Source organism: Pseudomonas sp. AK181 (genome assembly GCF_051122975.1).
GTDB lineage: Bacteria > Pseudomonadota > Gammaproteobacteria > Pseudomonadales > Pseudomonadaceae > Aquipseudomonas > Aquipseudomonas lactis.
The window spans coordinates 4,351,162-4,373,026 of sequence record NZ_CP146348.1 but is presented as its reverse complement, the minus strand read 5'-3'; the positions used below and the strand labels follow the sequence as shown (position 1 = coordinate 4,373,026).

Sequence of the window (21,865 nt, the reverse complement as noted above, 5' to 3'; positions counted from 1 at the left end):
CATGGCCAACAGTCGCGCCGCACGCCTGGCCCCAGTGGTGGACATGGCCGAAAAGGCCGAGAAAGCCGCCGTGCAGCGCCTGGGTTACTTCCAGGGCCAGGTGCGCTTGGCCCAAAGCAAGCTGGGCGACCTGGAGCGTTTTCGTGGTGAGTATCAGCAACAGTGGATCGAGCGCGGCAGCCAGGGTGTGTCCGGCCAGTGGCTGATGGGGTACCAGGGCTTTCTCAACCAGCTTGAAACCGCCGTCGGCCAACAACGCCAGAGCCTGGCCTGGCACGAGGCCAACCTCGACAAAGCCCGCGAAGCCTGGCAGGCGGCGTTTGCCCGTGTCGAGGGGTTGCGCAAACTGGTGCAGCGCTACATCGACGAAGCGCGAGCCATCGAAGACAAGCGCGAGCAAAAACTGCTCGATGAACTCTCCCAGCGCCTTCCCCGCCCAGAACAGTTCTAAGTGTGGGAGCTGGCTTGCCTGCGATGGGCATAGGTATCTACACGACTCTGTAGCGCTCAACGGTAACCACGATGCGAAGCGAGCCGCTCTTGATCTTGATCTGCTTTTGATCTTGATCTCAGGCGCCCCGTTAAACCACGCTGGCCGAACGCAGGCTTGAATTCGTGGGTAACCCGGCAGGACGCCGGGTTAGCCGCCCCGCGCCATGGATGGCGCGTGGCGGCGGCCCACGGATTCAAGCCTGTGTTCGGGCACACCGAGCCTAGGCGAGGTGCCGAGTGGTGGGGCAAGAGCGCTTTGCTTACTTTCGCGCTTTTCGAAAGTGAGCCGCCGTCAGGGCGGAACCCTAAGTGGCCGTTACCTAAATAACGGATATGTACCCGGTCCAACTGTGTTGACTGTTAGGCCGTCTTCGCAGGCAAGCCAGCTCCCACAATTGGATCGTGGGGGTGTCAGGTAGATAGGCGTCGGCTATCCGGTCGTCACGGGAGCAAGCTCCCTCGCCACAGGATCAGCGTCGTACCGAAGTTGATTGCGGTGCATCAGTCACTTATAGGCCGGCAGACCCACCGCTATCGCAGGCAAGCCAGCTCCCACAGTTGATCCACCGTGTTGCTCAGATGCTGTTCAGCTGCTACACCTTGTGTCTAGTGCAATGACAAGGAAGCAGTCACATGTCAGTCGAGTCAGAAGTATCCCTGGATGGGAAGAAGTTGACGATCGCAATCAGGGGCCGGTTCGATTTCGGCAGCCACCAGGCGTTTCGGGATGCGTACGAGCGTTTCTACAAGGTCCCCGAGATCTATATCGTCGATCTCAAGGAGGCCACCTACATGGACAGTTCAGCCCTCGGCATGCTGCTGTTGCTACGTGATCATGCTGGCGGTGATGGTGCCGAAGTCAGTGTGATCAACAGCAGCACCGACGTGCGCAAGATCCTCGCCATCTCCAACTTCGACAAGCTGTTCGACATCAGTTGAGCGCCCTGGCCCCGGTCCTGGAGGCGCTGACCATCCTGATCGCCGAAGACAGCGCCGCCGACCGCCTGTTGCTGGCGAGCATCATCCGTCGCCAAGGCCATCAGGTGCTGACGGTGAGCAATGGCGCCGAAGCGATTGAGGTGTTTGCCCGCGAGCGCCCGCAACTGGTGTTGATGGACGCGCTGATGCCGGTGATGGATGGCTTTGAAGCCGCGCGGCAGATCAAGCAACTGGCGGGCGAGGCGCTGGTGCCGATCATCTTCCTCACCTCGCTGCGCGAAAGCGAAGCCCTGGCCCAGTGCCTGGACGCCGGCGGCGATGACTTTTTGCCCAAGCCCTATAACCCCCTGATCCTGGCGGCGAAGATCAACGCCATGGACCGCCTGCGCCGCCTGCAGGCCACGGTTTTGCAACAGCGTGACCTGATCGCCAAACACCACGAACACCTGATGCATGAACAGCGGGCGGCCAAGGCGGTGTTCGATAAGGTCGCCCATTCCGGTTGTATCAACGCCGCGCCAAATATTCGCTACCTGCAATCGCCTTATGCGCTGTTCAACGGCGACTTGTTGCTGGCGGCCTACACGCCATCCGGCGATATGCACGTGCTGCTCGGGGATTTCACTGGCCATGGCCTGCCGGCCGCCATCGGTGCCATGCCCCTGGCCGAAGTGTTCTACGGCATGACCGCCAAGGGCTACGGCCTCACGCAGACCCTGCGGGAGATGAACGCCAAGCTCAAGCGCATCCTGCCGGTGGACATGTTCTGCTGCGCCACCTTGCTGTGCCTGAGCGCCCAGCGGCGGGCGGTGGAGGTGTGGAACGGCGGCATGCCCGAAGGCTATGTGCATGAAGTCGCCACCGGCAGGCGCACGCCGTTGATGTCGCGGCACCTGCCCCTGGGGGTGTTGTCGGCAGAGGCGTTCGATGACAGCACCGAGGTCTGGCCCATGGCGTTGGGCGACCGGGTATTTTTGCTCTCCGACGGCGTGCTGGACACTGCTGACGCCAATGATCAACTGTTCGGCGCCGAGCGCTTGCAGCAGGTGTTCGCCGCCAACCGCGAGCCCGACCGCCTGTTCGAGGACATCGAGCAGGCCCTGGCGGCCTTTCGCGGCCAGGCGCGCGATGACGTTAGCATGGTCGAGATCACTTTGCAGGCGGGCCAGCCCTTGCGGGCGGCCGAACCGATGTATGCCGACAGCGGCCAGTCGTGCCCACTGGATTGGTCGGTGAGTTTCGAATTTCGCGCCCAGACCCTTAGAACCTACAACCCGCTGCCGTACCTGCTGCAACTGCTGTTGGAGATCCACGGCCTGCGTGAGCAGAGCGGGGCGCTTTACAGCGTGATGGCCGAGTTGTATTCGAACGCGCTGGAACATGGCGTGCTGGGCCTGGACTCACGGCTCAAGCGCGATGCCCAGGGGTTTGCGCAGTATTATCACCAGCGCCATGAGCGGCTGGCACAGTTGGACAGCGGTTACGTGCGCGTGCATGTGCAGGTGGTACCCACCGACAAGGGCGGCAAACTGACCTTGCGCCTCGAAGACAGCGGGCAGGGTTTTGATGTAGAGCAGGAGCTGGCACGCCCCGTGGACATCGACCGTCTGTCTGGTCGGGGTCTTAGCCTGGTGCGTCAACTGAGCAGCGCTGTAGGCTGGTCCGATGGCGGGCGCTGCGTCTGCGTGGAGTTTTGTTGGGAGGCTCTGGCATAATCCGCCGATTCTTGATCAAGGAGCGAGCAAGTGGCTGAGATTCATTTGGACCCCGAGGTGTTGTCGGACTTGCAGGAAGTGATGGAGAGCGAGTACCCGACGTTGCTCGACACCTTTATCGAGGACTCGCAAGAGCGCGTCGCAGCACTGCGCAAGGCTGGGGGCGACGCCAAAACGTTGGGACGGATTGCCCACAGTTTCAAAGGCAGCAGCGGCAATCTAGGGGCGGTGCGTTTGGCCCAATTGTGTGAGCTGCTGGAGGCCGAGGCCGTCGAGGCGGCCTCGGATCTAGGCGCGCTGGTTGATCAGATTGATCATGAGTTCGCGCTGGTCAAGCCACTGTATAAATGTAGGAGCGAGCTTGCTCGCGAAAAACGTCAACGATAACGCGTGCTTCCTGGATGAATGCGGCGCCTGTGAGTTTTTCGCGAGCAGGCTCGCTCCTACATTGAATCGGATATGTCCAGGCATTTTGTAAACCTGGCCCGACTCTTGCTCTACCTCCACAGACTGCATCCCCGACCCCATGCAGTGGAGACCTTTACTTATGCCAGTCGCCCCCAATTCGCTCCTTCAGGCTGCCACCGCGGCCAAGCCTCAAGCGCCGGCCGCCACGCCTGCGGTAGCGCCTGCGGCCCCGCGGGAAAAGGGCCCTGGCTTCGCTCAAGTGTTTGCCAAGCAAGCTGCCAAGCCGCAGGCCAAGAGCGACGACGCGCCAGCCAAACCCGTGCGCGACAAAGCGGCTGACGCCAGCGATAAACCTGCCGCCAGCGCGCCAGCGGTTGCCGATAGCGGCAATCCCTTGCCTGCCAAGCCGGCCAAGAGCGACGACAGCGCAGACAGTGAAGGCGAGCCACCGGCCGACCCGTCCCTGGCGCAGCAACCAGTGGCCGACCCGGCGCTGGTCGCAGCCGTGACGCCGGTGGCGGTCCCTGTGCCCGCACAAGCGCCTGCCGTCGTTGCCGAAGATGACCAGGCCCTGCCCCTCATCGCGGTGACCGAGGAGCCCAAGCAGCCGGCCTTCGATCCCGAAGCCGACCCGCTGGATTCGATGCCGGCCGTGCGCCTGGCGATGGAGCAGGGCGGTCACGTCTCGGCCAGCAGCCAGGCGCCGCAGAAAGCCGCGCCCACCACCCAGGACCAACCGACCGCCGCGCAGAACTTTGCCGCTGGCCTGGCCAATATGGTTGACCAGCAAGCGACCAAGGACAGCACCGACGAAGGCGGCGACAAGGCCTTCGGCGCGCTGATCGATGACGGCCTCAAGGACCTCAAGAGCGCCAGCAGCGACACCCGTGTGGATGACTTCGCCAACCGCCTGGCCGCGCTGACCCAGGCGGCCACGCCGAAAACCGCGAATGCCTTGCCGCCCGTCACCAATGCGCCCCTGGCCATGCACCAGAGCGGCTGGACCGAAGAAGTGGTCAACCGCGTGATGTACCTGTCCAGCGCCAACCTCAAGTCGGCCGAGATCCAGTTGCAGCCCGCTGAGCTGGGGCGTTTGGATATCAAGGTCAACATGACGGCGGACCAGCAAGCCCAGGTCAACTTCATGAGCGGCCATGCGGTGGTGCGTGAAGCGCTGGAGAGCCAGTCTGGCCGTTTGCGAGAGATGTTTGCCCAGCAGGGCATGGGGCAGGTGGATGTGAATGTCTCCGACCAATCACGGGGGCAGGACCAGCAGCAACAGCAGGGCCAGGCGCGGGGCGTCGGTAGCAGCGGCAGGCGTGCTGACAGCGGCGACGCCGGTGGCCCTGTGGATGTGGCCGAAGTAGCGACGCCCGTGAGTCAGAGCGTGATCGGCTCCAGCGCGGTCGACTACTACGCCTGACCTCCTGTCCAAACCCGGTCAGTGTGGGAGCTGGCTTGCCTGCGATGACGGTGTATCAGTGACACAGATGTGCACTGACCCACCGTCATCGCAGGCAAGCCAGCTCCCACATTTGATTTAGGTTGTCTTCGCCTCAGCCAACTCTGGCATAACACTTGCTCTTGCCTTGCCATAGATCTACGAATCCCCGAATAGTGACGGATTATTGGCATGGCGAAGAGCGACGACGCAGCAACTCCCCCCGCAGGCAAAGGCAAGCTCAAGCTGATCCTGTTGATTGTGCTGGGCCTGCTCCTGGCCATCGGCGCCTCGGTGGGCGGCACCTGGTACATCATGCACAGCAGTGCGAGCAAACCGGCGCCCGTTGCCGAAACCGCCACTAACGTCAAGCAACCGGCAATCTTCGAGCAGATGCTTCCGGCCTTTGTCGCCAACTACAACCAGAATGGTCGTCAACGCTACCTGCAGGTGAGCATCACCTTGCTGGCGCGCAACCAGGCGGACCTCGATGCCCTCAAGGTGCATATGCCGGTGATCCGTAACAACCTGGTGATGCTGTTCTCCGGGCAGAGCTTCGACAGCCTGGCCACCCCGGTCGGCCAGGAAATGCTGCGCCAGAAGGTCACTGCCAGCGTGCAGGAGGTGGCCCAGAAAGAACTCGGCAAAGTCGTGGTCGAGCAGGCGCTCTTCACTAACTTCGTATTGCAGTAGGATCACGACATGGCCGTGCAAGACCTGCTGTCCCAGGATGAAATCGACGCGCTGTTGCATGGCGTGGACGATGGTCTGGTACAGACCGAAATGGCTGCCGAACCCGGCAGCGTCAAAAGTTATGACCTGACCAGCCAGGATCGCATCGTGCGGGGACGCATGCCGACCCTGGAGATGATCAACGAACGTTTTGCCCGCTACACCCGCATCAGCATGTTCAACATGCTGCGCCGCTCGGCGGACGTGGCCGTGGGCGGTGTGCAGGTGATGAAGTTCGGTGAATACGTACACTCGCTGTACGTGCCCACCAGCCTCAACCTGGTCAAGATCAAGCCGTTGCGCGGCACTGCGCTGTTCATCCTCGACGCCAAACTGGTGTTCAAGCTGGTGGACAATTTCTTCGGTGGCGACGGCCGTCACGCCAAGATCGAAGGGCGTGAATTCACCCCCACCGAACTGCGCGTGGTGCGCATGGTGCTGGAGCAGGCCTTCATCGACTTGAAGGAAGCCTGGCAGGCGATCATGGAAGTCAATTTCGAGTACATCAACTCGGAAGTGAACCCGGCCATGGCCAACATCGTCGGCCCCAGCGAAGCCATTGTGGTGTCGACCTTCCACATCGAACTCGATGGCGGTGGCGGCGACCTGCACGTGACCATGCCGTATTCGATGATCGAGCCGGTGCGCGAGATGCTCGATGCCGGTTTCCAGTCCGACCTCGACGACCAGGACGAACGCTGGGTCAAGGCCCTGCGCGAAGACCTGCTGGACGTCGACGTGCCGCTGAGCGCCACCGTGGCCCGTCGCCAGTTGCGCCTGCGGGACATTTTGCACATGGCGCCTGGGGACATCATCCCCGTCGACTTGCCGGAAGAGTTGATCATGCGCGCCAACGGCGTGCCGTCATTCAAGGTCAAGCTCGGTTCCCACAAGGGCAACCTGGCGCTGCAAGTGGTTGAGCCGATCAACCGCCGCTGATTCAACCCTAATTCATGATTGTTTGCTGCGCCGAGGACATGTAATGGCTACCGAACACGAAAACACTTCCGCCGAAGACCAGGCCCTGGCTGACGAATGGGCTGCGGCCCTGGAAGAAACCGGCGATGTTGGCCAGGACGACATCGACGCGCTGCTGGCCGCCGACGCCGCCACCGCGCCGGCCGGCAACCGCCTGGCCATGGAAGAGTTCGGCAGCGTGCCGAAGAACAACGACCCGGTGAGCCTCGACGGCCCGAACCTGGATGTGATCCTCGACATCCCGGTGTCGATTTCCATGGAAGTGGGCAGCACCGAAATCAACATCCGCAACCTGTTGCAGCTTAACCAGGGTTCGGTGATCGAACTGGACCGCCTGGCCGGCGAGCCGTTGGACGTGCTGGTCAACGGCACCCTGATTGCCCATGGCGAGGTGGTGGTGGTCAACGAGAAGTTCGGCATCCGCCTGACCGACGTGATCAGCCCGAGCGAACGCATCAAGAAGTTGCGCTGAGATGAAGTACGCGATGGCGGGACTGCTGCTGGCGCTGCCATTGAGCGCCCTGGCGGCGGAGCCGGTGGCGCAGGTGGCTGCGGCGCCAGCGGTCGGCAGCGTCGGCGGGCAGTTGACGCAACTGGTGCTGGGCCTGTTGCTGGTGATCGGCCTGATCTTTGTGCTGGCCTGGCTGATGCGCCGCGTGCAGCGCATCGGCCCGGGCAACGGCCAGGTGATCGAACTGGTGGGCTCGCGCGCCCTCGGCCCGCGTGATCGGCTGGTGTTGGTGCAGGTGGGCGAGGAACAGATCCTGCTCGGCATTACCCCTGGCCGCATCACCCCGCTGCATGTACTCAAGACCCCGGTGGATGCGGTCAAGACCGAAGCCGCCACGCCAGAATTCGCCCAGCGCCTGATGGAATTGCTGGGCAAGGATCAGAAGGATAAGAAGTAATGCGCGTTTTGTTGACGCTCATGCTGTTGTTGGCCGCGCCGATGGCCCTGGGCGCCGACCCGTTGTCGATCCCGGCGATTACCCTGGGCACCAACGCGGCCGGCGCGCAGGAATATTCGGTCAGCCTGCAGATCCTGCTGATCATGACGGCGCTGAGTTTTATCCCGGCGTTCGTCATGCTGATGACCAGCTTTACGCGGATCATCATCGTCTTCTCGATCCTGCGCCAGGCCCTGGGCCTGCAGCAGACGCCGTCGAACCAGATCCTCACCGGCATGGCGTTGTTTTTGACGCTGTTCATCATGGCGCCGGTGTTCGACAAGGTGAACCAGCAAGCCCTGCAACCTTACCTGGCGGAAAAGCTCACGGCCCAGGATGCGATCGACAAGGCCCAGGGCCCGATCAAGGACTTCATGCTGTCGCAAACCCGCTCCAGCGATCTTGAACTGTTCATGCGCCTGTCCAAACGCACCGACATCGCCACCCCAGACCAGGCACCGCTGACCATCCTGGTGCCGGCGTTCGTCACTTCTGAATTGAAGACCGCGTTCCAGATCGGCTTCATGATCTTCATCCCGTTCCTGATCATCGACCTGGTGGTGGCGAGCGTGCTGATGGCCATGGGTATGATGATGCTGTCGCCTTTGATCATCTCGTTGCCGTTCAAGATCATGCTGTTTGTGCTGGTGGACGGCTGGGCGCTGATTATCGGCACCCTGGCCGGCAGTTTCGGAGGGGTATAGCGCCATGACCCCAGAAGTCGCCGTCGACCTGTTCCGTGAAGCGCTGTGGCTGACCACCCTGATGGTCGCCGTGCTGGTGGTGCCGAGCCTGTTGGTCGGCCTGCTGGTGGCGATGTTCCAGGCCGCCACCCAGATCAACGAACAGACCTTGAGCTTCCTGCCGCGCCTGCTGGTAATGCTGGTGACCCTGATTGTCGCCGGCCCGTGGCTGGTGCAAACCTTCATGGAATACATCCTGCAGTTGTACGGCAGTATTCCGCAGTTGATCGGCTGAGCCGATGCAATCCTTGCTGGCCTTGACCGACACCCAGATCAGTACCTGGGTGGCCTCGTTCATCCTGCCGCTGTTTCGCGTCACGGCCATGCTGATGGCCATGCCGGTGTTCGGCACCACCCTGGTACCGCGTCGTGTGCGCCTGTACTTTGCGGTGGCGATCACCGTGGTGATCGTGCCGGGCCTACCGCCGATGCCGCCGGTGAATGCTCTCGACCTGAGCGCGTTGCTGCTGATCGCCGAGCAGATCCTGATCGGCGCCATGCTGGGGTTTTCCCTCACGTTGTTCTTCCAGGCGTTTGTGATCGCCGGGCAAATCATCTCGATCCAGATGGGCATGGGCTTTGCGTCCATGGTCGACCCTACCAACGGGGTGTCGGCGGCGGTGATCGGGCAGTTTCTGACCATGCTGGTGACCTTGCTGTTTCTGGCCATGAACGGTCACTTGGTGGCGTTTGAAGTGTTGACCGAAAGCTTCACCACCTTGCCGGTGGGCTCGGGGTTGGTGGTCAACCATTTCTGGGAACTGGTGGGGCGCCTCGGTTGGGTGTTGGGCGCAGCGCTGTTGCTGGTGCTGCCGGCGATCACGGCGCTGCTGGTGGTCAATATCGCGTTTGGCGTGATGACCCGTGCGGCGCCGCAACTGAACATCTTCTCGATTGGTTTCCCCTTGACCCTGGTGCTGGGCATGGGGATTTTCTGGGTCGGCCTGGCTGACATTCTCAATCAGTATCAACCGCTGGCGAGCGAAGCCTTGCAGTTCTTACGTGATCTGGCACGGGCGCGCTGAGCCATGGCCGAGAGCGAGAGTGGTCAGGACAAAACAGAAGACCCCACGGAGAAACGTAAAAAGGACTCCAGGGAAAAGGGCGAGATCGCGCGCTCCAAAGAGCTCAACACCTTCGCCACCATGATCGCCGGCGCAGGCGCTTTGCTGATCTACGGCGGTGGCCTGGCGCTGGACCTGCTGGAGATGATGAAACACAACTTCAGCCTGCCGCGCGAAGTGTTGCTCAACCCCGATGCCATGGCCCAGTACCTGCTGCACTCGGGCAAAATCGCGCTGCTGGCGGTGCAGCCGATCCTGATCACCTTGTTGCTCGCCGCGCTGATCGGCCCGGTGGCCCTGGGCGGCTGGCTGTTTGCTGCGGGCAGCATGGCGCCCAAGTTCAGCCGCATGAACCCCGGGGCAGGGCTCAAGCGCATGTTTTCGGTCAAGGCCCTGGTGGAATTGCTCAAGGCCCTGGCCAAGTTTTTCCTGATTCTGTTCGTGGCCTTGGCGGTGTTGTCGTCCGACATCGACGATTTGCTGCGCATCGCCCATGAGCCGCTGGAGTCGGCGATTATCCACAGCGTGCAGGTGGTGGGCTGGAGTGCGTTGTGGATGGCGGCCGGGCTGATCCTCATCGCCGCCGTGGATGCGCCGATTCAACTGTGGGAAAGCCACAAGAAACTGCTGATGACCAAGCAGGAAGTGCGCGACGAGCACAAGGACCAGGAAGGCCGCCCCGAGGTCAAGCAACGCATCCGCCAACTGCAGCGGGAAATGTCCCAGCGCAAGATGATGGCCTCGGTGCCCGACGCCGACGTGATCATCACCAACCCGACCCACTACGCCGTGGCCCTCAAGTACGACCCCGAAAAGGGCGGCGCGCCGATGCTGCTGGCCAAGGGCAGCGACTTTACCGCGTTGAAAATCCGCGAAATCGCGGTGGCCAATGACATCCTGCTGCTGGAGTCGCCGGCGCTGGCGCGTTCGATTTTCTACTCCACCGACCTGGACCAGGAAATCCCGGCCGGCTTGTACCTGGCCGTTGCGCAGGTGTTGGCCTACGTTTACCAGATCCGCCAATACCGCGCCGGCAAGGGCAAGCGGCCTGATCCGCTCAAAGACCTGCCGATCCCGCCAGACCTGCGCCGCGATTCCTAGTAGGAGCGAGCTTGCTCGCGAAAAACTCACCGTCGCCGCGTTCATCCTGACTCCCCGCGTTATCTTTACCACCTTCGCGAGCAAGCTCGCTCCTACAACCTGTCAACTTTGACAGTAGCCATTACGCCGCCTTCACTGTTTGATACAGCGATGAGGCGCGCAACCGTGCGCGGCTCGGGAGGCGGTGATGGATAGGGGTACGGTCAAGTGGTTTGATGCGGTCAAAGGCATCGGCTTTATTGCCCGGGATCGCGATGGCAACCCGGTTGCCGTTCAGTCGCAGGGCACTCAATGCAGTGAAGCCCCACCCGACCCTCCCAAGCCGCGAAAACCCCGCAAGCGCAAAAAGCCACCCGCTGCATGACTGGCCTGCTGCGCCATCGCTAGCACCCATCGACAGCTCGCGTCTACCTGTCAACTCTGACAGTAGCCAAAGGATCTTTCCCGTTGTTCTATGACTGAACCAAACACTGCACGCATGTAGTCAACGAGAGGCAGGGAGAGCGGGATTGAAGGTGGCTACAGGAACTGTCAAATCCTATGACTGGATCAGGGACGATTGGCTGGTCGAATTGGATGAGGGGACGGAAGAGGTATTCATCAATCGCAAGGATTGGCGTTGGACGGCGCTTTGGCGGGGCAGGCGCATGACGTTTCAAATGGTCCATCGGCCCAAGGGCGTCTATGCGTTGCCCGTCAGGGTGCATCATCGAGGTGGGTTGGGTTCTGAATAAGGGTAAGGAGAGCGGAAATGCCAACGGGTACTGTGAAGTGGTTTAACGCGGAGAAGGGGTTTGGTTTTATTACCCCGGAGGGTGGAGGGGCGGACGTGTTCGCCCATCACTCGGCAATTGCGTCGAGTGGGTTTCGATCTTTGGAAGAAAACCAAAAAGTAGAGTATGACCTTACACAAGGTCCAAAAGGCCCACAGGCTGAGAATATACGGCCAATTTAGAAACGGAATAACCGCTTGATCGTTCCCACGCTCCCGCGTGGGAATGCATTGCGTGACGCTCTGCATCACCCTGGCGCAGTGCTTAAGTCGTGCGCCTGGCTCGGGACGCGGAGCGTCCCAGGCGGCATTCCCACGCGGAGCGTGGGAACGATCGATGGTCGGCCCAAGGGCGTCTATGCGTTGCCCGTCAGGGTGCATCATCGAGGTGGGTTGGGTTCTGAATAAGGGTAAGGAGAGCGGCAATGCCAACGGGTACTGTGAAGTGGTTTAACGCGGAGAAGGGGTTTGGTTTTATTACCCCGGAGGGTGGAGGGGCGGACGTGTTCGCCCATCACTCGGCAATTGCGTCGAGTGGGTTTCGATCTTTGGAAGAAAACCAAAAAGTAGAGTATGACCTTACACAAGGTCCAAAAGGCCCACAGGCTGAGAATATACGGCCAATTTAGAAACGGAATAACCGCTTGATCGTTCCCACGCTCCCGCGTGGGAATGCATTGCGTGACGCTCTGCATCACCCTGGCGCAGTGCTTAAGTCGTGCGCCTGGCTCGGGACGCGGAGCGTCCCAGGCGGCATTCCCACGCGGAGCGTGGGAACGATCGATGGTCCATCGGCCCAAGGGCATCTATGTGTTGCCCGTCAGAGGGCATCATCGAGGTGGGTTGGGTTCTGAGTGAGGGTAAGGAGAGCGGCAATGGCAACGGGTACGGTCAAGTTCTACAACAAACCCAAAGGGTTTGGATTTATTACTCCGGACGACGGTGGAAATGACGTTTTTGTTCATGTTTTAGTAGTTGAACGTTCGGGTTTGCGAGAGCTTTCAGAAGGGCAAAAGGTGCAATACGACCTCGTAGTTGGGAGGGATGGAAAGGTCACTGCGGAAAATCTTCAAAGCTTGACGTAAATATTATCTGCCAATAAAAAATCAATCGGTATTCAGATCGTTCCCACGCTCGCGCGCGGGGATGATCGATGCAGTTGGGCCGCGTTATTCGCTGCTTGCGGTGTCCGTCATTCCGCCGCCGTGCAAGCGATCAGCCAGTAACTGCGCCAGTTCGATCAACTGTGCAACGCCGAGCAATTCCTCTCGTTTGGAACCTTCCAGGTCAAAGGCCATGTCGCAGCTCAGCGCGTTGGCCGAAGCAAGTGTTTCACTGAGGTTGATCAGCAGGTCTTCGCTGCTGATGCCGTCGGCTACGGTAAACAGCCGGATGGGGGCATTTGGGGCGAGTTTGATCACTGTGAAGCTCCTTTTACTGAAAGGGAGAGGGTGCTTTTGCTCCTAGGTAATCCGGGCCGCGACGCCCGACCGCTGCATTTGCAGCGGTGTACGGAGACTAGAGATCAGATTTCCTAGGGGCAACCCCAAATCCTTGTCAGAAATTTCCTCAGTAATACCGGTTGCACACAAATCCAACTGTGGGAGCTGGCTTGCCTGCGATTGCGGTGTGTCAGTCACCGGGATATTGGCTGTGAGTCAGCTATCGCAGGCAAGCCAGCTCCCACACTCGAATCGGTTACCACCCGACGATCACCCCAAAACCAAAGTTGGAAGGCTTCTTGCAACCCCGCCTCCAAGTCGCCCTCCAGCGTCAAAACTTTGCTTCAAGGACCCGAGGAATACCGGTGGTAGATCGCTCTCAAATGCTCAACACGGCCCGTGGCACCCTGACTGACTTGTCGCGGGGCAATCTGGGTGTGCCGTTGTTGTTGCTAGTGATGCTGGCAATGATGATGTTGCCGATGCCGCCGTTCCTGCTCGACGTGTTCTTTACCTTCAACATTGCCCTGTCCGTCGTCGTGCTGCTGGTGTGCGTGTACGCCCTGCGGCCGCTGGATTTTGCGGTATTCCCGACGATTCTGCTGGTGGCAACCCTATTGCGCCTGGCGCTTAACGTGGCCTCCACGCGGGTGGTGATGCTCCACGGCCAGGATGGCCACGCCGCCGCCGGTAAGGTGATCCAGGCGTTCGGTGAGGTGGTGATCGGCGGTAACTACGTGGTCGGTATCGTGGTGTTCGCGATCTTGATGATCATCAACTTCGTGGTGGTGACCAAGGGCGCCGGGCGGATTTCCGAGGTGAGCGCGCGGTTTACCCTCGACGCCATGCCCGGCAAGCAGATGGCCATCGACGCCGACCTCAACGCCGGCCTGATCGACCAGGGCCAGGCCAAGGCCCGCCGGGCCGAAGTCGCCCAGGAAGCCGAGTTCTACGGTTCCATGGACGGTGCCAGTAAGTTTGTGCGCGGCGACGCCATCGCCGGCCTGTTGATCCTGTTCATCAACCTGATCGGCGGCGTGGCCGTCGGTATGTTCCAGCACGGCATGACGTTCGGCGACGCCGGCAAGGTGTACGCCTTGCTGACCATCGGTGACGGTTTAGTGGCGCAATTGCCATCACTGTTGTTATCTACAGCGGCGGCCATCATGGTCACCCGTGCTTCGGGCTCCGAAGACATGGGCAAGCAGATCAGCCGGCAGATGTTCGCTTCGCCCAAGGCACTGGCCGTGGCGGCGGGCATCATGGCGATCATGGGCATCGTGCCGGGCATGCCGCACTTCTCGTTCTTGAGCATGGCGGCCCTGGCGGGTGGCGCGGCCTACCTGTTCTGGAAAAAACAGAACCAGGTCAAGGTCCAGGCCGAGCAGGAGATTGCCCGTCAGCAGGATCTGCTGCCATCCCCGGCCCGCGCCCAGGAAACCAAGGAGCTGGGCTGGGACGACGTCACGCCCATCGACATGATCGGCCTGGAAGTCGGCTACCGCCTGATCCCACTGGTCGACCGCAACCAGGGTGGGCAACTGCTGGCGCGGATCAAGGGCGTGCGCAAGAAGCTGTCCCAGGACTTGGGCTTCCTGATGCCCACCGTGCATATTCGCGACAACCTCGACCTGGCCCCCAGCGCCTATCGCCTGACGCTGATGGGGGTGATCCTGGCCGAAGCCGAGATCTACCCGGATCGCGAACTGGCGATCAACCCGGGCCAAGTGTTCGGTACGCTCAACGGCATTACCGCCAAAGATCCGGCTTTCGGCCTGGAAGCGGTGTGGATCGAAGTGAGCCAGCGCAGCCAGGCGCAGTCCCTGGGTTACACCGTGGTGGATGCCAGCACCGTGGTCGCCACGCACCTCAACCAGATTCTCTACAAGCACTCCCACGAGCTGATCGGCCATGAGGAAGTCCAGCAATTGATGGGCTTGCTGGCCAAATCGTCGCCAAAGCTGGCCGAAGAACTGGTGCCGGGTGTGCTGTCGTTGTCGCAGTTGCTCAAGGTGTTGCAAGCGCTGTTGGCCGAACAGGTGCCTGTGCGCGACATTCGCAGCATTGCCGAGGCCATCGCCAACAATGCCGCCAAGAGTCAAGATACTGCCGCTCTGGTGGCGGCGGTGCGTGTCGGCGTGTCCCGTGCAATCGTGCAAAGCATTGTAGGCACTGAGTCCGAGCTGCCTGTGATCACCCTGGAACCCAGGTTGGAACAAATATTGCTCAATAGTATTCAGAAGGCAGGGCAAGGCCAGGAAGAGGGCGTTTTACTGGAGCCAAGCATGGCTGAAAAGCTGCAGCGTTCGTTGATCGACGCCGCACAGCGCCAGGAAATGCAAGGCAACCCGGTGATCCTGCTGGTGGCCGGCCCGGTTCGCGCGATGTTGTCGCGGTTTGGACGCCTGGCTGTACCGAATTTGCACGTGTTGGCTTACCAGGAAATTCCTGACAATAAGCAAGTGACTATCGTCGCGACAGTTGGGCCCAATGGCTGAGGTAGTGGGTTATGCAAGTTAAGCGTTTTTTCGCCGCCGATATGCGTCAGGCCATGAAATTGGTCCGCGATGAGCTGGGCGCCGATGCCGCGATTATCGGTAACCGTCGGATTGCCGGCGGTGTTGAGCTGACGGCTGCCCTGGATTACACGCCTCAGGCGCTGGCCCCGCGCGTGCCGAACATGGAACTCGAAGACGAGCTGCGCAAGACCGCCTCGCGCATTGTGTCGGCCCAGGCTGAACTGAGCATGCGTGGCGACAGCGATGCCAGCACCAATCGCCAGTTGTTTGCCGGCCTGCCGCTGACCGCCGCCGAGCCGCTGGTTGAGCCCACGTTCGTCGAACCGCCGCGTCCTGCAGCGCCTGCCCCGGCGGCCGCAGTTGACCAGCGCGTGATCGACTCGATGCGTTTTGAACTCAACGGCCTGCGTGAATTGCTCGAAGTGCAGCTCGGCTCGCTGGCCTGGACCCAACTGCAAGGCAGCAAGCCGCAGCAAGCCAACCTGTGGCGTCGCCTGCAACGCATCGGCCTGTCCGGCCCGTTGTCCCGCGACCTGCTGGCCTTGACCGCTGAAGTCGAAGAGCCCCGCCAGGCCTGGCGCATGTTGCTGGCGCATCTGGCGCGCATGATCGCCACGCCGGAAATCGAACCTCTGGAAGAGGGCGGTGTGATCGCCATGGTCGGCCCCGCCGGCATGGGCAAGACCACCACCCTGGCCAAGCTGGCCGCCCGTTATGTGCTGAAGTATGGCGCGCAGAATATCGCGCTGGTGAGCATGGACAGCTACCGCATCGGCGCCCAGGAGCAGCTCAAGACCCTGGGCCGCATCCTCAACGTGCCGGTGACCCATGTCGACCCGGGCCAGTCCCTGGCCAATGCCCTCGAGCCGTTGCTGCGCAAGCGCGTGGTGCTGATCGACACCGCCGGCCTGCAAGCCAGCGACCCGGCGCTGCGCATGCAGCTCGAAAGCCTGGCCGGGCGTGGCATCAAGTCGAAAAATTACCTGGTGCTTGCAACCACCAGCCAGAAACAGGTTCTTACCGCTGCCTATCACAGCTACAAGCGTTGCGGCCTGGCCGGCTGCATCCTCACCAAGCTCGACGAAACCGCGAGCCTGGGCGAGGTATTGAGCCTGGCCATCAGCCATGAATTACCGGTTGCCTACCTCACCGACGGGCCGCGGATCCCGGATGATCTGCATCTGCCGCGCCGTCATCAGTTGGTCAGCCGTGCCGTGAGTGTGCAAATGCAAGACGAGCCTAGCGAGGAAGCGATGGCCGATATGTTCGCCGACCTTTACCACCACCCGGCTAAACGGGTGGGTTGAGGCAGGATGAACACCGTGAAATGTACCTACATCGATGGTCTGCAAGCGATTCACGCGGCCAAGCCATGTAGCCTGCGTCTAAGCAAGACAAGGTAAAGAAATAAAATGGGCAGCATGCATCCCGTACAGGTGATCGCGGTGACCGGCGGCAAAGGTGGCGTCGGGAAAACTAACGTGTCAGTGAATTTGTCCCTGGCCCTGGCAGAGCTTGGCCGTCGCGTCATGCTGCTGGATGCTGACCTGGGCTTGGCGAACGTGGACGTTCTGCTGGGGCTGACACCCAAACATACCCTGGCCGATGTGATCGAGGGCCGCTGTGAGCTGCGCGATGTGCTGCTCCAGGGCCCCGGAGGCATTCGCATCGTGCCGGCGGCCTCGGGCACCCAGAGCATGGTGCACCTGAGCCCCGCGCAGCATGCCGGGTTGATCCAGGCGTTCAGCGACATCGGCGACAACCTCGACGTGCTGGTGATCGACACCGCCGCCGGCATCGGCGAATCCGTGGTCAGCTTTGTGCGCGCCGCGCAAGAAGTGCTGCTGGTGGTGTGCGACGAGCCCACCTCGATCACCGATGCCTACGCACTGATCAAACTGCTTAACCGTGACTACGGCATGAACCGCTTTCGCGTGCTGGCCAACATGGCCCAGAGCCCGCAGGAAGGGCGCAACCTGTTCGCCAAGTTGACCAAGGTCACGGATCGCTTCCTCGATGTGGCTTTACAATACGTCGGCGCAGTTCCCTATGACGAGTGTGTGCGCAAGGCCGTGCAAAAGCAGCGTGCGGTCTATGAAGCGTTCCCTCGTTCGAAATGCGCACTGGCGTTCAAGGCCATTGCCCAGAAGGTCGATACCTGGCCGTTGCCCGCCAACCCGCGGGGGCATCTGGAGTTTTTCGTCGAGCGTTTGGTGCATCAGACGAGCGCAGGACCGGTGCTATGACATCCAGCGGCTACAACCTTTACAAAAAGTCGGCACGTGACAGCCAGGGCGAATTGATCGAGCGCTACGCGCCGCTGGTCAAACGCATTGCCTATCACCTGTTGGCGCGCCTGCCCGCGAGTGTGCAGGTTGAAGACTTGATCCAGGCCGGCATGATCGGCCTGCTCGAAGTCTCGACCAAATACGACGCCAGCAAGGGTGCCAGTTTCGAAACGTATGCGGGTATCCGTATCCGTGGCGCGATGCTCGATGAAGTGCGTAAAGGCGATTGGGCGCCGCGTTCGGTACACCGCAATACGCGCATGGTCAGTGATGCAATTCGTGCAATTGAAGCAAAAACCGGTCGTGACGCTAAAGATCATGAAGTTGCGGCCGAACTCCAATTGAGTCTCGACGATTACTACGGGATTTTGAACGATACCTTGGGCAGCCGCCTGTTCAGTTTCGACGACCTTTTACAGGACGGCGAACACGAAGGGCTGCACGAGGACGGCGCGAGCGCGCATACGGAGCCGTCACGCGACCTGGAAGACGAACGTTTCCAGGGCGCGTTGGCCGATGCAATCGCCAACTTGCCGGAGCGTGAGCGGCTGGTGCTGGCGCTGTACTACGACGAAGAGCTGAACCTCAAGGAAATCGGTGAGGTCCTGGGGGTCAGCGAATCGCGTGTCAGCCAGTTGCATAGCCAGTGCGCAGCCCGCTTGCGGGGGCGATTGGCCGAGTGGCGCGCGCGCTGACAGGCAGTGTGGGGACACTGCAGACGCTACCGTGAAACCGCAGGGTTTTGCGGGTGAGTACCGTGGTGCCCTGGGCAGTCCTTTTTGTGTAACGCCTGTTGATTGAAATGGCGCGTCCAGGTGCTGGGCGCGTTTAAGACTGCTTGGAGGTCGAATTGGACAAGAACATGAAAATCCTCATCGTTGATGACTTCTCAACGATGCGGCGGATCATTAAAAACCTGTTGCGTGACCTTGGGTTCACCAACACGGTCGAGGCGGATGACGGCCTGACGGCCATTCCGATTCTCAACAGCGGGAGCATCGACTTTCTGGTGACCGACTGGAACATGCCGGGCATGACTGGTATCGACCTGCTGCGCCACGTGCGCGCCGATGAAAAACTGCGCAGCCTGCCTGTGCTGATGGTGACCGCCGAAGCCAAGCGTGAACAGATCATCGAAGCCGCCCAAGCCGGGGTCAACGGTTACGTGGTCAAGCCATTCACGGCACTGGCCTTGAAAGAGAAGATCGAGAAAATCTTCGAACGCATCCACGGCTAATGCCATCGCGGGGGAGCTATGGAGCATAACGAAACGTCACAGGGCGACTTTGAGTCGACCCTGAAAAAACATGCTCACCAGTTGGTCGACAGCCTGGAAAAAGGCCAGTTCGCCGATGCGGTGCAGTTGATCCATGAGCTTAACCAGACCCGTGACCGCGGCCTGTACCAGGAAGTGGGCAAGCTCACACGCGAACTGCACAGCGCAATCGTCAATTTCCAGATTGACCCGCGCATGCCCCAGGCCGAAGAAATTTCCCAGATCACCGATGCCACCGAGCGCTTGTCCTATGTGGTCAGGCTGACCGAGGCGGCGGCCAACCGCACCATGGACCTGGTGGAAAACGCCACGCCTCTGGTTAATGGCATGGCCACCGAAGCCCAGGCCTTGAGCCAGGACTGGGGCCGCTTCATGCGCCGCGAAGTCGGTGCTGAAGAGTTTCGTGAATTGGCGCGTCGCGTCGACGGGTTCCTGTCGCGCAGCGAACAGGAAAACCGCACGGTGGCCAGCAACCTCAACGACATTCTGCTGGCCCAGGATTACCAGGACCTTACCGGTCAGGTGATCAAGCGCGTGACCCAGTTGGTCACCGAAGTGGAAAGCAACTTGCTCAAATTGGTGCTGATGGCCGGCCAGGTCGATCGTTTTGCCGGCATCGAACATGACCGCGAAGCGATCCTCTCGGAAAAAGATCCACAAAAACATCTCGCCAAGGGTGAAGGTCCGCAGATTCATGCCGATAAACGTGAAGACGTTGTGTCAGGTCAGGATGACGTAGATGACCTGTTATCCAGTTTAGGCTTCTAAGGAGCACCCACATGAGCTTCGGCGCCGATGAAGAAATCCTTCAGGATTTCCTTGTAGAGGCCGGCGAAATTCTAGAGCAACTGTCCGAACAACTGGTCGAGCTGGAAAGCCGACCGGATGATGCGAACCTGCTCAATGCAATTTTTCGCGGTTTTCACACTGTAAAAGGGGGCGCCGGCTTCCTCCAGCTCCATGAGCTGGTGGAGTGCTGTCACATCGCCGAGAACGTTTTCGACATCCTGCGCAAGGGTGAGCGTCACGTCGACTCGGAACTGATGGACGTAATTCTCGAAGCACTGGATGCGGTCAACGGCATGTTCAGCCAGGTGCGTGAACGTGCACCGATCACTGCCGCCACGCCGGAACTGCTGGCCGCCCTGGCGCGCCTGGCCGAACCTGCCGACACCGCGGCTGCGCCGGTGGTCGAGGCCGCGCCGGAGCCGGTGGCGCAAGCCGAGCCGGACGTGACCGACAGCGAGTTCGAACAACTGCTCAACTCCCTCAGCGCGGTCAAGGCCCAAGCGGAATCGCCGGTGCAGCCTGTCGCGACGCCGAGCAGTGAAGACATTACCGACGCCGAGTTCGAGTCGTTGCTCGACCAGTTGCACGGCAAAGGCCAGTTCGCAGCAGATGCCGTGGCACCGCCTGCCGCAGCGCCAGAAGCGCCCGCTGCCAACGCCAGCACCGACATTACCGACGACGAATTCGAGGCACTGCTCGACCAATTGCATGGCAAAGGCACCTTTGTGGCCGAAGCCCTGCCCGAGGTTGCTGCCACGGCCGCCGCTGCGCCAGCGGCCAGTGCCGCACCGGCCGGCGACGGGCTGATCTCTGATCACGAATTCGAAGCCCTGCTCGACGAGTTGCACGGCAAAGGCAAGTTCAGCGAAGTGGCCCCGGCCGCTGCCGCCCCGGTTGCAGCGCCAGCCGCTGCCACTGCGGCACCGGTTGCTGCCAAACCTGCGCCGGCTGCCAAGCCTGCACCTGCCGCCGCCCCGGCCCCTGCGCGTGCAGCGGCGCCGGCAGCAGCGGAAAAGCCCGCCAGCGAAGCCGAAACCACCGTGCGCGTAGATACCGCGCGCCTGGACGACATCATGAACATGGTGGGCGAACTGGTGCTGGTGCGTAACCGCCTGGTGCGCCTGGGCCTGAACAGCGGCGACGAAGCCATGCAGAAGGCCGTGTCGAACCTCGACGTGGTCACCGCCGACCTGCAAACCGCGGTGATGAAAACGCGGATGCAGCCGATCAAGAAAGTCTTCGGTCGTTTCCCGCGTCTGGTTCGCGACCTGGCACGCCAGCTCAAGAAAGAAATCAACCTGGAACTGGTGGGCGAAGAAACCGACCTCGACAAAAACCTTGTCGAGGCCCTGGCCGACCCGCTGGTCCACTTGGTGCGCAACGCGGTCGACCACGGCGTAGAAACCCCGGAAGAACGCGAAGCCGCCGGTAAGTCCCGCAACGGCAAAGTGATTTTGGCGGCGGAGCAAGAGGGCGACCACATCCTGCTGTCGATCACCGATGACGGCAAAGGCATGGACCCGACCATCTTGCGCAATATCGCGGTCAAGCGCGGCGTGATGGACAAGGACGCCGCCGACCGCCTGACCGACACCGAGTGCTACAACCTGATCTTCGCCCCGGGCTTTTCGACCAAGACCGAGATATCCGACGTGTCCGGGCGTGGCGTGGGCATGGACGTGGTGAAGACCAAGATCAGCCAGCTCAACGGCTCGATCAATATCTACTCGACCAAGGGCCAGGGCTCCAAGATCGTCATCAAGGTGCCGTTGACCCTGGCGATCATGCCGACCCTGATGGTGATGCTGGGCAACCAGGCGTTCGCCTTCCCGCTGGTCAACGTCAACGAGATCTTCCACCTCGACCTGTCGCGCACCAACGTGGTGGACGGCCAGGAAGTGGTGATCGTGCGCGACAAGGCGTTGCCGCTGTTCTACCTCAAGCGTTGGCTGGTGGCCTCGGCTGCCCATGAAGAACAGCGCGAAGGCCATGTGGTGATTCTGTCCGTGGGCACCCAGCGCATCGGCTTTGTGGTTGACCAACTGGTGGGCCAGGAAGAAGTGGTGATCAAGCCTTTGGGCAAGATGCTGCAGGGCACCCCAGGCATGTCGGGCGCAACCATTACCGGTGACGGTCGCATCGCACTGATTCTCGATGTTCCGAGCATGCTCAAGCGTTACGCCGCACGGCGTATTTGATTCTGGTGGGGCAGGGCGGTC

General features: G+C 61.1%; 24 protein-coding genes. 23 read left to right on the top strand and 1 reads right to left on the bottom strand.

Annotation, left to right across the window (positions count from 1 at the left end; genetic code table 11):
• Position 1: 1 nt before the first annotated feature.
• From fliJ to V8689_RS19860, 16 genes are all read left to right on the top strand, one after another.
• Positions 2-451: a flagellar export protein FliJ gene (gene fliJ / locus V8689_RS19935; RefSeq protein ID WP_032895946.1), complete on the top strand. Its 450-nt coding sequence runs from the start codon at positions 2-4 to the stop codon at positions 449-451.
• Positions 452-1,125: 674 nt separating this feature from the next.
• The gene (locus tag V8689_RS19930) at positions 1,126-1,431 is read left to right on the top strand and encodes an STAS domain-containing protein (RefSeq protein ID WP_056786428.1); all 306 of its coding nucleotides are present in this window, start codon (positions 1,126-1,128) and stop codon (positions 1,429-1,431) included.
• On the top strand, positions 1,428-3,146 hold the full coding sequence (locus V8689_RS19925) for a fused response regulator/phosphatase (RefSeq protein WP_056786425.1): 1,719 nt from the start codon (positions 1,428-1,430) through the stop codon (positions 3,144-3,146). The genes V8689_RS19930 and V8689_RS19925 overlap by 4 nt, the downstream gene beginning before the upstream one ends.
• Before the next feature lie 30 nt (positions 3,147-3,176).
• Positions 3,177-3,533 carry an Hpt domain-containing protein gene (locus V8689_RS19920; RefSeq protein WP_056786422.1) on the top strand — a complete coding sequence of 119 codons (357 nt, stop codon included), beginning with the start codon at positions 3,177-3,179 and terminating at the stop codon, positions 3,531-3,533.
• A 160-nt stretch (positions 3,534-3,693) separates the two neighbouring features.
• A complete protein-coding gene (locus tag V8689_RS19915; RefSeq protein ID WP_056786419.1) occupies positions 3,694-4,977 on the top strand; it encodes a flagellar hook-length control protein FliK in 1,284 nt (427 codons plus the stop codon).
• Positions 4,978-5,187: 210 nt separating this feature from the next.
• A complete protein-coding gene (gene fliL, locus V8689_RS19910; RefSeq protein ID WP_056786417.1) occupies positions 5,188-5,688 on the top strand; it encodes a flagellar basal body-associated protein FliL in 501 nt (166 codons plus the stop codon).
• 9 nt (positions 5,689-5,697) lie between these two features.
• Complete coding sequence (gene fliM, locus V8689_RS19905; RefSeq protein ID WP_014719344.1) at positions 5,698-6,666, top strand: flagellar motor switch protein FliM; 969 nt, start codon at positions 5,698-5,700, stop codon at positions 6,664-6,666.
• Between the two features lie 43 nt (positions 6,667-6,709).
• Positions 6,710-7,177 carry a flagellar motor switch protein FliN gene (fliN, locus tag V8689_RS19900; RefSeq protein ID WP_003192941.1) on the top strand — a complete coding sequence of 156 codons (468 nt, stop codon included), beginning with the start codon at positions 6,710-6,712 and terminating at the stop codon, positions 7,175-7,177.
• A 1-nt stretch (position 7,178) separates the two neighbouring features.
• Positions 7,179-7,613, top strand: coding sequence for a flagellar biosynthetic protein FliO (gene fliO, locus V8689_RS19895; protein WP_032895952.1), 435 nt, complete (start codon positions 7,179-7,181; stop codon positions 7,611-7,613).
• On the top strand, positions 7,613-8,356 hold the full coding sequence (gene fliP / locus V8689_RS19890; RefSeq protein ID WP_003192937.1) for a flagellar type III secretion system pore protein FliP: 744 nt from the start codon (positions 7,613-7,615) through the stop codon (positions 8,354-8,356). The genes fliO and fliP overlap by 1 nt, the downstream gene beginning before the upstream one ends.
• A gap of 4 nt (positions 8,357-8,360) precedes the next feature.
• Entirely contained in the window at positions 8,361-8,630 is a 270-nt protein-coding gene (gene fliQ / locus V8689_RS19885; protein WP_003192936.1) for a flagellar biosynthesis protein FliQ, read from the top strand.
• A gap of 4 nt (positions 8,631-8,634) precedes the next feature.
• On the top strand, positions 8,635-9,420 hold the full coding sequence (gene fliR / locus V8689_RS19880) for a flagellar biosynthetic protein FliR (protein WP_003192935.1): 786 nt from the start codon (positions 8,635-8,637) through the stop codon (positions 9,418-9,420).
• 3 nt (positions 9,421-9,423) lie between these two features.
• On the top strand, positions 9,424-10,560 hold the full coding sequence (gene flhB, locus V8689_RS19875) for a flagellar biosynthesis protein FlhB (protein ID WP_044274975.1): 1,137 nt from the start codon (positions 9,424-9,426) through the stop codon (positions 10,558-10,560).
• 751 nt (positions 10,561-11,311) lie between these two features.
• Positions 11,312-11,515, top strand: a complete 204-nt coding sequence (locus V8689_RS19870) for a cold-shock protein (protein WP_056786413.1) — start codon at positions 11,312-11,314, stop codon at positions 11,513-11,515.
• 242 nt (positions 11,516-11,757) lie between these two features.
• Positions 11,758-11,961, top strand: coding sequence for a cold-shock protein (locus V8689_RS19865; protein ID WP_056786413.1), 204 nt, complete (start codon positions 11,758-11,760; stop codon positions 11,959-11,961).
• A gap of 246 nt (positions 11,962-12,207) precedes the next feature.
• The gene (locus V8689_RS19860; RefSeq protein WP_056786412.1) at positions 12,208-12,417 is read left to right on the top strand and encodes a cold-shock protein; all 210 of its coding nucleotides are present in this window, start codon (positions 12,208-12,210) and stop codon (positions 12,415-12,417) included.
• Between the two features lie 84 nt (positions 12,418-12,501).
• Here V8689_RS19860 and V8689_RS19855 read toward each other — a convergent pair whose 3' ends face one another.
• Positions 12,502-12,753 (bottom strand): DUF6124 family protein, encoded by a 252-nt coding sequence (locus V8689_RS19855; RefSeq protein WP_056786409.1) that lies wholly within the window; start codon positions 12,751-12,753, stop codon positions 12,502-12,504.
• A gap of 404 nt (positions 12,754-13,157) precedes the next feature.
• Between V8689_RS19855 and flhA the strand changes: the two genes are divergently transcribed.
• The 7 genes from flhA to V8689_RS19820 all read left to right on the top strand — a co-directional run bounded on the left by flhA (position 13,158) and on the right by V8689_RS19820 (position 21,844).
• A complete protein-coding gene (flhA, locus tag V8689_RS19850) occupies positions 13,158-15,272 on the top strand; it encodes a flagellar biosynthesis protein FlhA (protein ID WP_044274967.1) in 2,115 nt (704 codons plus the stop codon).
• 11 nt (positions 15,273-15,283) lie between these two features.
• Positions 15,284-16,600, top strand: coding sequence for a flagellar biosynthesis protein FlhF (gene flhF, locus V8689_RS19845; protein WP_019818351.1), 1,317 nt, complete (start codon positions 15,284-15,286; stop codon positions 16,598-16,600).
• Between the two features lie 105 nt (positions 16,601-16,705).
• Positions 16,706-17,539: a flagellar synthesis regulator FleN gene (fleN, locus tag V8689_RS19840; RefSeq protein ID WP_003192912.1), complete on the top strand. Its 834-nt coding sequence runs from the start codon at positions 16,706-16,708 to the stop codon at positions 17,537-17,539.
• Complete coding sequence (fliA, locus tag V8689_RS19835; RefSeq protein WP_003192909.1) at positions 17,536-18,276, top strand: RNA polymerase sigma factor FliA; 741 nt, start codon at positions 17,536-17,538, stop codon at positions 18,274-18,276. The genes fleN and fliA overlap by 4 nt, the downstream gene beginning before the upstream one ends.
• 167 nt (positions 18,277-18,443) lie before the next feature.
• Entirely contained in the window at positions 18,444-18,818 is a 375-nt protein-coding gene (locus tag V8689_RS19830; RefSeq protein ID WP_003192908.1) for a chemotaxis response regulator CheY, read from the top strand.
• 18 nt (positions 18,819-18,836) lie between these two features.
• Positions 18,837-19,625, top strand: coding sequence for a protein phosphatase CheZ (locus V8689_RS19825; protein WP_003192906.1), 789 nt, complete (start codon positions 18,837-18,839; stop codon positions 19,623-19,625).
• Between the two features lie 11 nt (positions 19,626-19,636).
• On the top strand, positions 19,637-21,844 hold the full coding sequence (locus tag V8689_RS19820; protein ID WP_056786407.1) for a chemotaxis protein CheA: 2,208 nt from the start codon (positions 19,637-19,639) through the stop codon (positions 21,842-21,844).
• Positions 21,845-21,865 lie beyond the last annotated feature (21 nt).

Coding starts and splice junctions, on each gene's coding strand:
- fliJ (WP_032895946.1), top strand. CDS start 2: ATGGCCAACAGTCGCGCCGCACGCCTGGCCCCAGTGGTGGACATGGCC.
- V8689_RS19930 (WP_056786428.1), top strand. CDS start 1,126: ATGTCAGTCGAGTCAGAAGTATCCCTGGATGGGAAGAAGTTGACGATC.
- V8689_RS19915 (WP_056786419.1), top strand. CDS start 3,694: ATGCCAGTCGCCCCCAATTCGCTCCTTCAGGCTGCCACCGCGGCCAAG.
- fliL (WP_056786417.1), top strand. CDS start 5,188: ATGGCGAAGAGCGACGACGCAGCAACTCCCCCCGCAGGCAAAGGCAAG.
- fliM (WP_014719344.1), top strand. CDS start 5,698: ATGGCCGTGCAAGACCTGCTGTCCCAGGATGAAATCGACGCGCTGTTG.
- fliN (WP_003192941.1), top strand. CDS start 6,710: ATGGCTACCGAACACGAAAACACTTCCGCCGAAGACCAGGCCCTGGCT.
- fliO (WP_032895952.1), top strand. CDS start 7,179: ATGAAGTACGCGATGGCGGGACTGCTGCTGGCGCTGCCATTGAGCGCC.
- fliP (WP_003192937.1), top strand. CDS start 7,613: ATGCGCGTTTTGTTGACGCTCATGCTGTTGTTGGCCGCGCCGATGGCC.
- fliQ (WP_003192936.1), top strand. CDS start 8,361: ATGACCCCAGAAGTCGCCGTCGACCTGTTCCGTGAAGCGCTGTGGCTG.
- fliR (WP_003192935.1), top strand. CDS start 8,635: ATGCAATCCTTGCTGGCCTTGACCGACACCCAGATCAGTACCTGGGTG.
- flhB (WP_044274975.1), top strand. CDS start 9,424: ATGGCCGAGAGCGAGAGTGGTCAGGACAAAACAGAAGACCCCACGGAG.
- V8689_RS19870 (WP_056786413.1), top strand. CDS start 11,312: ATGCCAACGGGTACTGTGAAGTGGTTTAACGCGGAGAAGGGGTTTGGT.
- V8689_RS19865 (WP_056786413.1), top strand. CDS start 11,758: ATGCCAACGGGTACTGTGAAGTGGTTTAACGCGGAGAAGGGGTTTGGT.
- V8689_RS19860 (WP_056786412.1), top strand. CDS start 12,208: ATGGCAACGGGTACGGTCAAGTTCTACAACAAACCCAAAGGGTTTGGA.
- flhA (WP_044274967.1), top strand. CDS start 13,158: ATGCTCAACACGGCCCGTGGCACCCTGACTGACTTGTCGCGGGGCAAT.
- flhF (WP_019818351.1), top strand. CDS start 15,284: ATGCAAGTTAAGCGTTTTTTCGCCGCCGATATGCGTCAGGCCATGAAA.
- fleN (WP_003192912.1), top strand. CDS start 16,706: ATGGGCAGCATGCATCCCGTACAGGTGATCGCGGTGACCGGCGGCAAA.
- fliA (WP_003192909.1), top strand. CDS start 17,536: ATGACATCCAGCGGCTACAACCTTTACAAAAAGTCGGCACGTGACAGC.
- V8689_RS19830 (WP_003192908.1), top strand. CDS start 18,444: ATGAAAATCCTCATCGTTGATGACTTCTCAACGATGCGGCGGATCATT.
- V8689_RS19825 (WP_003192906.1), top strand. CDS start 18,837: ATGGAGCATAACGAAACGTCACAGGGCGACTTTGAGTCGACCCTGAAA.
- V8689_RS19820 (WP_056786407.1), top strand. CDS start 19,637: ATGAGCTTCGGCGCCGATGAAGAAATCCTTCAGGATTTCCTTGTAGAG.